We start from the raw sequence: 14,530 nt of genomic DNA, 5'->3' as shown, positions 1-14,530 counted from the left end.
TTTTTGCAAAGTTTGTCTTGAGGTCAGCATGCCCATCAACATCCTGATGCCCGCGCTCTCGCCGACGATGGAGAAGGGCAACCTCGCCAAATGGCTGAAGAAGGAAGGCGACAAGGTCAAATCCGGCGATGTCATCGCCGAGATCGAGACCGACAAGGCGACGATGGAGGTCGAAGCCATCGACGAGGGCACGATCGCCAGGATCCTCGTGCCTGAGGGCACGCAGGACGTGCCGGTCAACGACGTCATCGCGGTGCTCGCCGGTGAGGGCGAGGACGTGAAGGCCGCAGGTGCCGCCAAGCCCGGCGCGTCGGCCGCGCCGCCGAAAGCGGCTGACAAGACCGCCGAGAAGCCTGCCGAGGCGCCGGCTCCTGCTGCTCCCAAGGCTGCCCCGGCGCCCGCCGCACCTGCACCGCAGGCCGCAGCCCCGGCCGCTCAGGGCAACGGCCATGCTGGTCGCGTATTCTCCTCGCCGCTGGCGCGCCGTCTCGCCAAGGAAGCCGGCGTTGATGTTGCGATGGTCACCGGTACCGGCCCGCACGGTCGCGTGGTCGCGCGCGACGTCGAGCAGGCCAAGTCCGGCAAGGGCCTCAAGGCCCCCGCGGCGGCGCCATCGGGTGCGCCCTCGGCCGCGCCGACCATGTCGGACAAGCAGATCCTGTCGCTGTTCGAGCCCGGCTCGTACGAGGTCGTGCCCCATGACGGCATGCGCCGTACCATCGCGCAGCGCCTGACCGCCTCGATCCAGAACGTTCCGCATTTCTATCTCACCATCGACTGCGACATCGGAAAACTGCTCGCCGCGCGCGAGGAGATCAATGCGGCCGCTCCCAAGGACAAGGAGAAGAAGCCGCTCTACAAGATCTCGGTCAACGACTTCGTCATCAAGGCGATGGCGGTCGCGCTGCAGAAGATTCCGAACTGCAATGTGAGCTGGACTGAATCCGGAATGGTCAAGCATCATCATTCCGACGTCGGCGTTGCGGTAGCAATGCCCGGCGGCCTGATCACGCCGATTATCCGCAAGGCCGAGACCAAGACGCTGTCGACGATCTCCAACGAGATGAAGGATTTTGCCGCGCGTGCCCGCTCGCGCAAGCTGAAGCCGGAAGAGTACCAGGGCGGCACCACTGCGGTGTCCAACCTCGGCATGTTCGGCATCAGCCACTTCACCGCCGTGATCAACCCGCCGCATGCAACCATCCTGGCGGTCGGCACCAGCGAGGAACGTCCCGTCGTACGCGCAGGCAAGATCGAGATCGCGAACATGATGAGCGTGACGCTGTCCTGCGATCATCGTGCCATCGACGGCGCGCTCGGCGCCGAGCTGATCGGCGCGTTCAAGCAGCTGATCGAAAATCCCGTCATGATGATGGTGTGAGAATTCGCGTCGTCATTGCGAGCGAAGCGAAGCAATCCAGGACGTCACCGGCAGACTGGATTGCTTCGTCGCAAGAGCTCCTCGCAATGACGGTCTCGAACATTGAGGCCGGTTGGAACGAGAACGAGCGCACAGCATGGCCGACACATCCTTCGACGTCATCATCATCGGCTCCGGCCCCGGCGGCTATGTCACCGCGATCCGGGCGGCGCAGCTCGGCTTCAAGGTCGCGATCGTCGAGAAGTCCTATCTCGGCGGCATCTGCCTGAACTGGGGCTGCATCCCGACCAAGGCGCTCTTACGCTCGGCCGAGATCTACCACTACATGCAGCACGCCAAGGATTACGGCCTGTCGGCGGATAACGTCTCGTTCGATCCGAAGGCCGTGGTGCAGCGTTCGCGCGGCGTCTCGAAGCGGCTGAACGACGGCGTCGGCTTCCTGATGAAGAAGAACAAGGTCAGCGTGATCTGGGGCGCGGCTTCGATCGACGCGCCCGGCAAGGTCACCGTGAAGAAGTCCGACGTCGAGGCGCCCAAGGGGGCGCTGGGCGAGGGGAGCTATCAAGCAAAACACATCATCGTCGCGACCGGCGCGCGGCCGCGCGTGCTGCCGGGGCTCGAGCCCGACAAAAAGCTGATCTGGACCTATTTTGAAGCGATGGTCCCTGAGAAAATGCCGAAGTCGCTGCTGGTGGTCGGCTCCGGCGCGATCGGCATCGAGTTCGCCTCGTTCTTCCACACCATGGGCTCTGACGTGACCGTGGTGGAAGTGCTGCCGCAGATCCTGCCGGTCGAGGACGCCGAGATCGCCGGCTTTGCCCGCAAGCGTTTGGAGAAGCAGGGCATCAAGATCATGTCCTCAACGAAAGTGACTAAACTGGAGAAGAAGGCCGACAGCGTCGTTGCCACCATCGACGACGGCAAGGGCAAGCCCGTCACCACCGAGTTCGAGCGCGTGATCTCGGCCGTCGGCGTCGTCGGCAATATCGAGAATCTCGGGCTCGAAAAGCTCGGCGTCAAAACCGACCGCGGCTGCATCGTGATCGACGGCTACGGCAAGACCAACATTCCCGGCATCTACGCCATCGGCGACGTCGCGGGCCCGCCAATGCTGGCCCACAAGGCCGAGCATGAGGGCGTGATCTGCGTCGAAGCCATCAAGGGCCTGCATCCGCATCCCATGGACAAGCTGATGATCCCGGGCTGCACCTATTGCCAGCCGCAGGTCGCCTCGGTCGGTCTGACCGAAGCCAAGGCCAAGGAGAACGGACGCGAAATCCGCGTCGGCCGCTTCCCCTTCGTCGGCAACGGCAAGGCGATCGCGCTCGGCGAGGACCAGGGCCTGGTCAAGGTGATCTTCGACAAGAAGACCGGCCAGCTGCTCGGCGCCCACATGGTCGGCGCGGAGGTCACCGAATTGATCCAGGGTTACGTCGTCGCGATGAATCTGGAGACGACGGAAGAAGAGCTGATGCACACGGTGTTCCCGCATCCGACCCTGTCGGAGATGATGAAGGAAGCGGTGCTGGATGCGTATGGGCGGGTGTTGAATATCTAGCGGACGAGCGCTGCGCCGTCCCCGACCCGTCATCCTGAGGTGCTCGCGCAGCGAGCCTCGAAGGATGCACGGCCGAGATGCAGCCGGGCTCGCCGCCCTTCGAGGCCTCCGCTTCGCTCCGGCACCTCAGGGTGACGGTGAGACACTGAACACAGAACAAGAAGAGGGAATGAACCCATGCAAGACAACGACAACCTGACCATCGAGCGCCCGACCTTCGTCACGCATCTCGAATGCGCCATGGAAGGCGATCATTACGCCGCCGACCAGGTTCACAACCTCTCCAAGACCGGCAAGCCGCTGCTCGTGCGCTATGACCTCGCGGGTGTGAAGAAGGCACTGACCAAGGATGCGCTGAGCCAGCGTCCCGCCGACATGTGGCGCTACCGCGAGCTGCTGCCGGTGCGCAAATGCGCTGACATCGTCTCGCTTGGCGAGGTCACCACGCCGCTGATCCGGCTGCCGAAGCTCGGGAAGAAGCTCGGTGGTGGTGAGATCATCGTCAAGGACGAGGGACGGCTGCCGACCGGCTCGTTCAAGGCGCGTGGCCTGGTGATGGCGGTGTCGATGGGCAAGGCGCTCGGCATCAAGCATATGGCGATGCCGACCAACGGCAATGCGGGTGCCGCACTCGCGGCCTATGCGACGTCCTGCGGCATCAAGACCACGATCTTCTGCCCGGCCGATACGCCCGAGGTGAATGTCAGCGAGATCGAGCTGCAGGGCGCGACCGTCTATCGCGTCAACGGCTATATCGACGATTGCGGCAAGATCGTCGGCGAGGGCAAGGCGAAAGTCGGCTGGTTCGACACCTCGACGCTGAAGGAGCCGTACCGGATCGAAGGCAAGAAGACGATGGGCCTCGAACTTGCCGAGCAGCTCGGCTGGGACGTGCCCGACGTGATCTTCTATCCGACCGGCGGCGGCACCGGCCTGATCGGCATGTGGAAGGCGTTCGACGAGCTCGAGAAGATCGGCTTCATCGGCAGCAAGCGCCCGCGCATGGTCGCGGTGCAGGCCTCGGGCTGCGCGCCGATGGTGCGGGCCTATGACGCCGGTACCGAGCACGCGACGCGCTGGGAGCACGCCCACACCATCGCATCCGGGATCCGCGTGCCGCAGGCAATCGGCGATTTCCTGATTTTGCGCGCGGTGCGCGAGAGCAAGGGCTTTGCCATCGCGGTCGACGACGACAAGATTTCGGCGGCGCTGAACGAGGTCGCGCGCGAGGAGGGGCTGCTGCTGTGCCCCGAGGGCGCTGCGACCTACGCCGCCTACAAGGACAGCCTCGCCGACGGCCGCGTCTCGAAGGGCGACCGTGTGATGCTGTTCAACTGCGCGACCGGCCTGAAATACCCGCTGCCGAAGGTCGACCGCACGCTCGATCGCCACAAGCCGATCGACTACACGCAGTTCTAGAAATCTCTCCCTCGCCCCGTTCTTACGGGGAGAGGGTTGGGGTGAGGGGCTGCTTCCGCACATGCGGGGGCAGAGAGACCCGCGGAGGCTCCCCCTCACCCGAATTCGCGCTGCGCACGATTTCGACCTCTCCCCGCAAGCGGGGAGAGGTATAAGAAAAACAAGAATGCATATCGTTGGGGAGAAGACCATGAAGAAGGCCGTCTGGGCTGCGCTGGTTGCTGTTCTCGCTGTGTCATGCGCCGCGCGCGCCGACGACTATCCCTCGCATCCCATCACCGTCATCGTTCCCTTCGCCGCCGGCGGCCCGTCCGACGCGATGGCGCGTGTGCTCGCCGAGCGGATGCGGACCTCGCTCGGCCAGCCGCTGGTGATCGAGAACGTCACGGGGGCGGGCGGCTCGATCGGGGTGGGGCGCGCCGTGCAATCGCCGCCGGACGGATACACCATCTCGTTCGGCCATCTCGGCACCCACGTCGCCAATGGCGCCGTCTACAAGCTCAAATACGACCTCGTCGCCGATCTCGAGCCGGTGGTGCTGCTGCCGAGCAACCCGATGATCGTCGTCAGCAAGACCGCGGCGCCCGCGACCTCGCTGAAGGAGCTGATGGAGTGGCTGAAGTCGCGGCCGTCGCCGCCGACCGCCGGCACCGCCGGTGCGGGCTCCGGCAGCCACATCGCCGGTGTCTATTTCGAGAGCGTCAGCGGCATCAAGCTGCAATACGTGCCGTATCGCGGCACGGCGCCCGCGCTGAACGATCTCATCGCCGGCCAGATCGACGTCATCATCGACCAGACCTCCAACTCCATCAACCAGGTCCGCGCCGGCACCATCCGCGCCTACGCCATCACCGACGACAAGCGCCTTGCCTCGGCGCCGGAGATTCCGACTGCGGAGGAGGCCGGCCTGAAGGGCTTCAACATGACGCTGTGGTCGGGCCTGTGGGTGCCGAAGGGCACGCCGAAGGAGATCGTCACGAAACTCAATGCCGCCGCCGTGGAAGCGCTGAACGATCCCGCCGTGAAGAAGCAGCTCGAAAGCCAGGGGCTGGAGATGACGCCCAAGGACCAGCTTACCCCCGAAGCGCTCGGTGCGCGGCAGAAGGCCGAGATCGCGAAATGGTGGCCGATGATCAAGGCGGCGAACATCAAGGTGGATTGAGCCGCGGGTCGGTAGGGTGGATTAGCGAAGCGTAATCCACCACCTTCTTGGCTGAACGAGAAGAGGTGGATTACGCTTCGCTAATCCACCCTACAGGTCTCGCGTCTAGTCCGCGGGCGTCGCCTTGGCGCTGGCGTCCTTCGTCACCACGCGCTCGTCGCTCTTGCCGGCGACCACGTTGCTTGCCTCGAACCGGGCGCGATACACCAGCACGTTCTCGATCACGCGCTGGACGTAGTTGCGCGTCTCCGACAGCGGGATGCGCTCGACCCAGTCGACCGGATCGACCTTGGGATCCCGGGGGTCGCCGCGCGCCTGTATCCATTCGCGCACGCGGCCGCGGCCGGCGTTGTAGCCGGCGAAGGTCATGATCTGGTTGCCGCGATATTCCGCCAACAGCGCACTGAGTTCGGCGGCGCCCATCTGCGTGTTGTAGACGGGATCGGAGACCATCCTGTCCCAGTCATAGGTGAGGCCGAAGCGTTTCGCGGTGTCGCGGCCGGCTTCCGGCGTCACCTGCATCAGGCCGACCGCATTCGCGGCCGACTTGTCGCGCTGGTCGAACGAGCTTTCGGTGCGCGCCACCGAATAGATCATGCTGGTCTCGATCGCGGGCGCGACCTGCTTGTGCTCGGGGATGCCGATGGTCGGAAAGGCGTAATGGTCGAGCGCGAGCCCGCGCGCCAGCGCCGACTTGCCGACCTCCAGCATGACGCGCGCATCGTTGCGGCGGCCGGCGAGCTCGCCGAGCGCTTCGAGTGCCGCGACGTCGGTGCTCTCTTTGGCGAAATCCTCGGCGTAGTAAAACACCATGTCGCGCTCGCCGATGCCGTAGAGCATGTCGGCCGCGCGCACGCGATCGTCTGACGGCGGGGTGTCGGCTGCGGCCAGCACGGGAGAGGGCGGACGCAGTTCGATGCCGTCGACGCCAAGCCTGGCGCGCGCGAGCTGGCCGTAATAGGCGGTCGGATAACGTGCGGCGGCCTTGTAGCTCATGCGCGCGTCGGCGGTCGCGCCCATGGCTTCGGCGGCGCGGCCGCGCCAGTAGTTTGCGCGCGACAGCGCGATCGGATTGGCCGAGCCCTCGTCGATCGCGGCGAAATGCACCATCGCCGCCCTGGGATCGTCGAGATAGCGCAGCGCGATCCAGCCGCACATGAAGTGATAGTCGACGCGGTAGACTTCCTTGTCCGGCACCGCCGCATGGCGCACCACATCGTAGGCGGTTTTGGACTTGCCCTGGTCGAGCAGCTTGCGCGCCAGCAGGCGGCGCTCGCGCCACCAGGCGTCGGTGTCCTGCGCGGCCATCATGTCGGGTGCGGCGGCGAGGATGACCTCGGCAGCGTCGTCGATACGGTCGTTCTGGAGATGCCACTGCGCGCGGCACAACACGTAGCCGAGGTCGCGCCGTGCGTCGGTCGAGACGTCCTCGAGATAGTCCTTGGCCTTGCTGGCCTTGCCGGTAACGGCCGAGCAGGCCTTGACGATCGCCAGCGCATCCTCGCCGAGCCGTTTGGCGGCGCGCCTTGCGCCCGCGTAGTCCTTGGCGCCGAGGCGCTTGTCCATGCGCGCGCGATGGTCGTCGGAATTGAGGAGATCGCGGAACACCTCGTAGGAATCCTCCTCGCTGCGCTCGGACAATTCCTCCGTGCGCCAGGTCTCGCGGACGAGACGCGTGGCCCGGTCGCTGTCGCCCTCCGCGAGCAGCACGCGGGCAAGGGCGAACTTGCCCTTGGCGCTGGTCGGCCGGTCCATCGTGAATTTGTGCACGGTCGCGGCGTCGCTCTTCTCCTGCCACAGCCGGGCCTCGGCGCGGCGGCGGAGCAGGGCGCTGCTCGGCCAGTCCGGATTGGCGGCGAGGAAAGCTGCGTAGCGCTTGAAGCCCGCGGTGCTCTCGGAATGGCGCAGCATGAACCAGTCGGCGAGCTTCCGTCCGGCGGGATCGGCGATGCGGTCGCGGGCCGCGCTGGCGTCGTCGGTCTTGCCCTTGCGCGCGAGATCGATCGCGTCCTTCAGCGCGGCGAGGTCACCGGTGAGCGGCGGTGCCGCCGGCTTGGCCGAGGCCTCGTCGTCCGTCTTCGACTTGCGTTTGGCATCGGCATGCTTGCCGTGACGCGACTTCGCGGCGGCATGACGCTGCTTGCCGGCTTTGCTGCCGGCTTTGGCCTCATGCGTCTTCTTCGACGCGGACGATTTGTGACTGCTCTTCGCTGCCAGCTCAGTCGGGAGAAAGGCCAATGCGGCCACGGCAACGACACACGCGAGCGAGCGTAGGCACTGGTTCATTCGATGGTCCCCCTGCGAAACCACTACAAACCAAGGTCCGCGACGACATGCGGCTTGAGAATCAAGGACGACACCAAAACGATGCCATGACATCGTTTCGCATTCCTCACGCTCGTTCAACAATGCGGCAAAATACGGATGGGAACTGGGGAACTTCCGAAACAGCGGAAAAGTCAGGCCCTTTAACCTTTGTTAACGATCCGGGCTGGCGCGACAGTTGCGCGCGGTCTCGCACGCCGGCAGGCAGATTGCGCGTGTTCCCGCGGTCAAATCCGGTGTATTGAGGTTCCAACTCCTCCTTTCACCCTTTGCCCCCGCAGCCATGCCGCTTTTCAACCAGTCGATCCGGCGCAAGATCGTCGGCATCGCCCTCGGATTGATCGTCCTGATGCTCGTCACCTCGATCCTGTCGATGGTGATGTCGAGCCAGGTCGGCGTCCTCCTGGACGAGCTCACCAACCGCTACATCCCGGCTTACGGCAACCTTGCGCGTGCCAACATCCGCTCGCTGGAGCGGTCGGTGGCGCTGCGTCGCATGGTGATGATGAAGATGCAGGAAGCCCCTGACGAGGAGGCTTACGCTGCGCGGCTGAAAGAGTTCGAGGAGGCCGACCGCAGGATCGAGGAGGAGACCTCGGGGGCGCGCGAGCACATCAACGCGATCATTGACGATACCAGGACGCCGTCCGACAACGCCGCACTGGCGCGGATCGACACCCGCATCGAGACCGCCGTGTCCGAGCTGCGCCGTGGCATGAACGAGGCTCACGCGAGGCTGCTCAAGCAGATCGAGGGCAAGCAGATGGCGGAGGCGCGCGGCGCGCTCGAGCATCTCGACGCGCTGCGCGACCAATTCAACCAGAAGATCGATGCGATCCGTGCCGACATGCTCAAGCAGGTCTTCGCCTCGACATCGACAGTGATCAGCCGCCAGCATCAGGCGATCATCATCTCGGGGATCGTCACCATTCTTGCGGCGGTCGTCGGCTTCGTGTTCGCGCTGATGGTCAGTAGCGGCATCACCCGTCCGGTGCGGCTGCTGCTCGCCGGCGCGCGCGAGATCGAGGCGGGCCGGTTCGACAAGGCCATCACTGTTTCGACAAAGGACGAGATCGGCGAGCTCGCCGCCGCCTTCAACCGCATGACCGAGCAGCTCAGGCACAACGAGCGCATTCGCGAGACCTTTGGCCGCTATATCGATCCCAAGGTGGTGCAGGGGCTGATCGACCGGCCGGAGGTCGCCATCGACGGACAGCGCCGGGTGATGACGATCATGTTTTGCGACATGAGCGGCTTCACCTCGATGAGCGAGGGCATGACGCCGCGCGGCCTCGTCAAGGTGATGAACCACTATTTCACGGTGATGTCCGCGCCGGTCAGGGCGCACCGCGGCGTCATCGACAAATATATCGGCGACGCCATCATGGCCTATTGGGGTCCTCCCTTCATCGAGGAGGAAGAGCCGGCGCTGTTTGCCTGCTACGCCGCCATCGACATGGCCGACCAGGTGCCCGCGCTTCAGAAGCAATTGCCCGACCTGCTCGGCATCCGCGCCATGCCCGGTCCCTGCGACCTGCGGATCGGCATTGCCACCGGCGAGGTCCTGACCGGCAGCATCGGCTCCGAGCTGATGATGAGCTTCACCGTGATGGGCGACGCCGTGAACCTCGCCTCACGTCTGGAGCACGTCAACAAGGTCTACGGCACCCGCATCCTGATCGCGCAGGCCACGGCGGATGCGATCGGATCGAACCTGGAGCTGCGCGAGATCGATCGCCTGACGGTCGCCGGCCAGAGTGCACCGCAGGCCATCTTCGAAGTGATGAGCAAGGCGCACGGGCTCAGCGTCCCGCAGGAAAATCTGCGCTCGCATTACGCCGAAGGTCTCGCCGCCTATCGCGCGCAGCGCTTCGACGATGCGCGCGCCGCCTTCAATGCGGCGCTGGAAGCCGTCCCCGGCGACGGCCCCGCGCGCATGCTGCTCGGTCGCATCGCGCAGTTCGAGGCCAATCCGCCGGGCGCGGGTTGGGACGGCGCCTGGCGGCTGGAGCAGAAGTAGGTTGTCGCCGCGTCACCATTTGAACGACGCGGCCAGCTCGTAGCTGCGCGGCGCGCCCAGGATGACCTGGTCGGTGTAGCCAGGATCGCCCCAGGCCGCGTAGAGCTTGTTGGTCAGGTTCTTGACGCGGACGCTGATGCGGGTCTGGTCGACGCCCGGGAAGTAGGCTTTTGGAATGTCCACGAACGCGAACGCGTCGAAGATCGTATAGGCGTTCATCGTGACCAGATTGTCCTGGTAGTTGAAGCGGTCGCCGACGTGGCGGACGAGGCCGCCGATCTCCACCGGCAGCCTTGTGTCGAAGCGATAGGACGCGCCGGCATTGGCGATGAAGTTCGGGACGTTCGGCGGCGTCTTGCCCGAATAGGACTGGAAGTCGCCGCTGCCGTCGACATAGTTGAAGTCGATGAAGCGCGATTGCACGAAGGCGACGTTGCCCCACAGCTTCAGGCCAGCGACCGGGTTGACCGCGGCGGCGATCTCGACGCCTTTGGAGGCCATCTTGCCGGCGACGTTGAAGACGATGCCGCTCTCGGGCACGTAGACGTTCTTGCGCTCGATGTCGAAGGCCGAGAACGTGGCCTCCGCGCGCTTGTCGGCCGACTGCAGCTTGACGCCGGTCTCGTAGGTCCGCGACGTCGTCAGCAGCAGCGGCACCTGCGGGGCGAGGATGAAGATGTTGGCGACCGTCGGGTCCGCCGCCGTCGCATACTGGCTGTACAGCAGGACGCCCGGGGTGACCTCCCAGGTGTAGCCGATGCGACCGGTGATCGGATTGAACGTCTTCGAGAACGGATAGCCGCGATCGGTGCGCAGCACGCCGTCCGGCGAGTAGCGCGTGCGCGACAGCTCGATATCCTCGAACCGGATGCCGCCGATCAGCGCGAAGGTCGAGGTCAGCTTGAGCCTGTCCTCGAGCGACAGCGAGGCGGTGTTGAGATGGGTGTAGATCTTCTCGTCGCTGCGCGGGCCGTAGAGCCCACGGTCCGGATTAAGGAGATCGACGTAGTCCGAGGAGAACAGCGTATCCTGCGAGACGTTGAACTGCGAGCTGCTCGCCATGACGGTGGCGACGAAGCGGTTGTCCATGCCGCCGAGGTTGGAATTGACGGTGAGGTCGGTGATGTTGCCGTAGAGCCGCTGGGCGTGATCCAGCGCCAGGCGTTCGCGATAGATGCTCTGCGCGCCGGCGAAATTCCCGACGGTCTGGTCGAACGACGTGATCTCGTTGTTGAACCAGTGCCGATGGGCGTCATAGCCGTAGACCTGGCTCTTCAGCGAGATGCTGTTGGTGATGTCCCATTGAAAGCCGCTGCGCAGCCAGAGCTCGCTGGCGCCGCTGTGATTGTCGAGCACGTTGTAGTTTGTGGTCAGTGTGCGCGCGTCCACGGTGACCGGGACCCGCGTGCCGCCGCCGAGGTAGTAGTTGCTCCACTGGCCCGAGACGACGCCTGTTGTCGGGACGATGCCGGGCGCGTTCGCCGGCACCAGCGGCGTGCCCCAGTAGAAACGGTCCTTGTCCTGCTTGTATTCGGCCGCGCCCCAGATCTTCAGGCTGTCGCTGACGCGGTAGTTCAACTGGCCCGAGACGTTGCTCAGTTTCGAATAGGTGTCGTCGATGAAGCCCTGGTTGTTGAAATGGCTGATGTCGAAGCGGTAGTCGAGGCCATTGATCAGCGTGCTGCCGCCCGATCCGTAACCGGCGCGATAGCCGTTGAAGGAATCCCAGGAGGTGAAGGCCTCGTTGACGATTGGTCCGGTGTGCGGCGCCTTGTTCACGTAGTTGATCGCGCCGCCGGTGGCGCCGAGGCCCGCCACCAGGGAGTCCGGGCCCTTGATGATCTCGACCTGTTGCAGATTGGCGGTGTCCATCGGACGGCCGGTCATGGTGGACGGCCCGATCGGAATGCCGTTGTAGAGCGTGGTGAGCTGGTCGCCGGCAAAGCCGCGCATCGAGAAGATCGCCGGCGCGCCGGGCGCATCGCCGCCGGTCACGCCGACGGCGGCTTTGGCGACGTCGGTCGTCGTCCGGATGCCCAGATCCTGCATCCTCTGCTGGCCGATCACCTCGACGGTCGCCGGCGTTTCCCGTGCGGTGATCCCGAGCCGGGAGCCGACGTCGGTCACGGCGGCCGTGTTGAGCGGCGTTTGCACCGGGGCATTCGACACTTGGGTTGCCGGGGCAACGGGGACGGCGCGATTGCGTCCTGCGGCGCGGCGTGCCGTCCGCGACCTCTGACTGCCAGGGCTGACGGCGGGTGCCGGTCTTGGTGCGGCCGGTGAGACGATCACCGGTCCGACCTCCTGTGAGGCGCCGCGTGCGGCCGTCTGCGCCACCGCCACGGAAGACAGGGATGTCGAGAGCAGCAAGGCGAGCAGGGCGGGTCCGGTACGCCGGAGCTGGCCCGTTAGTCCCCGAGAGATGCCCGTACGAACACGCGAAGATTCCGGCGCAATGCCGGACCCGAAATGAAGATTTTGCACAACAACGCTCTGCGGCGACGCAAACAAACCGTCACCGCGGTTGCCTTAGCAGACTGCCTTCGCCCCTGGCGGCAGATGCACCGGCTACTCTTCCACACCGGGGCACCCCGCCCAATGCGTTCGCGCGTGACTCATGGCTGGCAGCAGGTTTCCTGGCTCGCGGGTCATCGCCTCCGACCACCTTCCCAGAGGCCCAAGCGGGGCTCCAGTGGTTCGTTTGGTCGTCGGCTATCCGCCTACAGTTGCGGGGGCAGCCGCGGAATTGCCCACCGACGTGGACGCACCGCATTCCCTTCGAAAGAGCCCTTGCGGGCACTACCGCTGACAAAACTGACATCCGGTTGGAGGCGCGTCAATATCCGCCCCGTGCGGCGGCACACCATTGTCGTCCAGTGTGTCTTTCCGAACAAAAACGATTCTACTCCATAACGATGTTCGCCGTGACCTATTTCGCGGGCTTAGGTTACGTGTCCTTGAGGCGTTTGATGGGGACACGCCGATGACAGAACTTGAGGACAGGCTGGAGCGGTTCGAGACGCTCACCGCCGAGTGCGAGCTGATTGCCAAGCTCGCCACCGACAGCACCAAGCGCGAGTTTTACCTGAAGCTTTCGGAGCAGTACCGCCAGCTCGCGCTGGACATGCGGCAGGCGATCGCGACAAGGGCTGCGGCCTGAGGCACCGCACCGGTCGTGGCACGACGCGCAGCATCCGCGTCGTTGCGAGACGCCGCGCGACTGCAATCCGTTCTTAATGATTGACGCGCATCCTTGTGCAGAGCGGAGAGTCGCGCATTGCAATTGCTGCATTGCGATTCCCGGCGATGGGAATGCCCGGGGCAAGGTTGCCATGCAACATTCCCCGCAGAAAATTGCTCTGCCGATGGTTGATATCCCATGCGCTTCCTTGCGGTCATCGTGTTTGCGCTTTTGACGGCGGCCTGCAACCCGGAGCCGGACATCACCGGCTCGACGCCGGTCTGTGCGATGCGCACCTACACCTCCTACAATCCCCGCGACCTGAACCAGTGCGTTGCCGCCTGCAAGGCGTGCGACCGTGGCAACACCGTCACCTGTTCCACGTCCTGCTCCCTCAAGGGCGCGCACTGAACTTCCGATCGGCGGCCGCCGGTGTCGTGGCACCGGAACGATTCACATGGGTTAATCATTGAAGGGGCGGGCAGGACGAGGAGTCCTATGGAATGGGTATGCTCGATCCCGGTCGGTTCCTGGTGTCATGCTCGCATTGCGAGGCGTGGCCGATGGCGGCCAACGTCAAGCGATCGAGCTGGTCGGCATCCCCGCACGAAGTCCGCTTCGTCTGCCCCCGTTGCCGCCACGAGGAGACCGCCATTGTTTCTGCTTCCGGACAGCTGATGCCGATCAAGCGCGTCGAAATCCCGCCGCGCGACGTCGCCGCGGCCTGGGCTCAGGCCCAGCGGCCAAGAGGCCGTGCGTAGCTCGGCCGTCTTAGGCGACAAGAGGCCGGGCGTAGCCTGGCCGTCTCAAGATTGAAGAGCATAGCGTCCGTCTCTGGGGTCAAAGAGCACGGGCGCGACGCGATCCATTTTTGGAACCCGGCCGGCCGCCAGACGTTTCCGCCCGACATCAATGCATCGAGGCCGTGCGAATGATCAGCGAACACTTCGACACCCGCACACGGATCAACATGAAGCTGGCGCTGGATCGGATCTGCCGCAATCGACCCAGCGGCGAGGACCATGGCTTCCGCAGATCGGTGGCCGAAAACATCATTCGCTGCGCGCTCACGGGCCGCACCGGCATCGGCCAGCTCGTCGACGCCGGCGAGCGGGTGATGATCAGGACTGGCGCGGAGCGCGAGCCGGCCTGATTGCACCAGCTCAATTCTCGGTGCGGTGCTTTGACCGTCATGCAACAGGCCGATTGACTCTCCGCTCGAACGACTCGTAAATTGGTTCCCGACGGTTCTCCCTCGGGAGATCAAAAGGGAACGTTGTGCAGGATTGTCCCAACGCCGGGATTTTCCCAATGCAGCGGCTGCCCCCGCAACTGTAAGCGGTGAATCTTTTCGTCATATGCCACTGGGAATCTCGGTCCTGGGAAGGCGACGTAGAGGTAACGACCCGCGAGCCAGGAGACCTGCCGTCAGCCGTGGTCACACGCGAAGATGTCGGTCGGGGAGTACAGACATTAGCTTCACC

Annotated in this window: 11 protein-coding genes and 2 riboswitches; of the genes, 9 read left to right on the top strand and 2 right to left on the bottom strand. The window is 64.7% G+C overall.

Annotated elements, in window-relative coordinates; genetic code table 11:
* Positions 1-28 precede the first annotated feature (28 nt).
* The 4 genes from AB7532_RS19640 (at position 29) to AB7532_RS19625 (ending at position 5,520) form a co-directional block, all read left to right on the top strand.
* The gene (locus tag AB7532_RS19640; protein ID WP_441236408.1) at positions 29-1,381 is read left to right on the top strand and encodes a pyruvate dehydrogenase complex dihydrolipoamide acetyltransferase; all 1,353 of its coding nucleotides are present in this window, start codon (positions 29-31) and stop codon (positions 1,379-1,381) included.
* Positions 1,382-1,517: 136 nt separating this feature from the next.
* Complete coding sequence (lpdA, locus tag AB7532_RS19635; protein ID WP_441236407.1) at positions 1,518-2,939, top strand: dihydrolipoyl dehydrogenase; 1,422 nt, start codon at positions 1,518-1,520, stop codon at positions 2,937-2,939.
* Positions 2,940-3,116: 177 nt separating this feature from the next.
* Positions 3,117-4,358 (top strand): threonine synthase, encoded by a 1,242-nt coding sequence (locus tag AB7532_RS19630; RefSeq protein ID WP_441236406.1) that lies wholly within the window; start codon positions 3,117-3,119, stop codon positions 4,356-4,358.
* A gap of 190 nt (positions 4,359-4,548) precedes the next feature.
* Entirely contained in the window at positions 4,549-5,520 is a 972-nt protein-coding gene (locus AB7532_RS19625; protein ID WP_441236405.1) for a tripartite tricarboxylate transporter substrate binding protein BugD, read from the top strand.
* Between the two features lie 105 nt (positions 5,521-5,625).
* Here the strand turns inward: AB7532_RS19625 and AB7532_RS19620 are convergent, their stop codons facing one another.
* Entirely contained in the window at positions 5,626-7,806 is a 2,181-nt protein-coding gene (locus tag AB7532_RS19620) for a transglycosylase SLT domain-containing protein (protein WP_441236404.1), read from the bottom strand.
* A 322-nt stretch (positions 7,807-8,128) separates the two neighbouring features.
* Between AB7532_RS19620 and AB7532_RS19615 the strand changes: the two genes are divergently transcribed.
* Complete coding sequence (locus tag AB7532_RS19615) at positions 8,129-9,865, top strand: adenylate/guanylate cyclase domain-containing protein (RefSeq protein WP_441236403.1); 1,737 nt, start codon at positions 8,129-8,131, stop codon at positions 9,863-9,865.
* A 12-nt stretch (positions 9,866-9,877) separates the two neighbouring features.
* Here the strand turns inward: AB7532_RS19615 and AB7532_RS19610 are convergent, their stop codons facing one another.
* On the bottom strand, positions 9,878-12,289 hold the full coding sequence (locus tag AB7532_RS19610) for a TonB-dependent receptor (protein ID WP_441239312.1): 2,412 nt from the start codon (positions 12,287-12,289) through the stop codon (positions 9,878-9,880).
* Between the two features lie 185 nt (positions 12,290-12,474).
* A riboswitch (cobalamin riboswitch) is annotated at positions 12,475-12,687 on the bottom strand.
* Between the two features lie 161 nt (positions 12,688-12,848).
* Here AB7532_RS19610 and AB7532_RS19605 point away from each other — a divergent pair.
* From AB7532_RS19605 to AB7532_RS19590, 4 genes are all read left to right on the top strand, one after another.
* Positions 12,849-13,025 carry a hypothetical protein gene (locus tag AB7532_RS19605; protein WP_164988093.1) on the top strand — a complete coding sequence of 59 codons (177 nt, stop codon included), beginning with the start codon at positions 12,849-12,851 and terminating at the stop codon, positions 13,023-13,025.
* A gap of 219 nt (positions 13,026-13,244) precedes the next feature.
* Positions 13,245-13,457: a hypothetical protein gene (locus AB7532_RS19600; RefSeq protein ID WP_441236402.1), complete on the top strand. Its 213-nt coding sequence runs from the start codon at positions 13,245-13,247 to the stop codon at positions 13,455-13,457.
* A 92-nt stretch (positions 13,458-13,549) separates the two neighbouring features.
* On the top strand, positions 13,550-13,807 hold the full coding sequence (locus AB7532_RS19595) for a hypothetical protein (RefSeq protein ID WP_441236401.1): 258 nt from the start codon (positions 13,550-13,552) through the stop codon (positions 13,805-13,807).
* A gap of 170 nt (positions 13,808-13,977) precedes the next feature.
* The gene (locus AB7532_RS19590) at positions 13,978-14,199 is read left to right on the top strand and encodes a hypothetical protein (protein WP_441239311.1); all 222 of its coding nucleotides are present in this window, start codon (positions 13,978-13,980) and stop codon (positions 14,197-14,199) included.
* A 75-nt stretch (positions 14,200-14,274) separates the two neighbouring features.
* A riboswitch (cobalamin riboswitch) is annotated at positions 14,275-14,490 on the top strand.
* The last annotated feature ends 40 nt before the right edge of the window (positions 14,491-14,530 follow it).

The organism is Bradyrhizobium sp. 930_D9_N1_4 (assembly GCF_052076015.1).
Taxonomy (GTDB): domain Bacteria; phylum Pseudomonadota; class Alphaproteobacteria; order Rhizobiales; family Xanthobacteraceae; genus Bradyrhizobium.
This window is presented reverse-complemented; position numbering and strand designations above follow the sequence as displayed.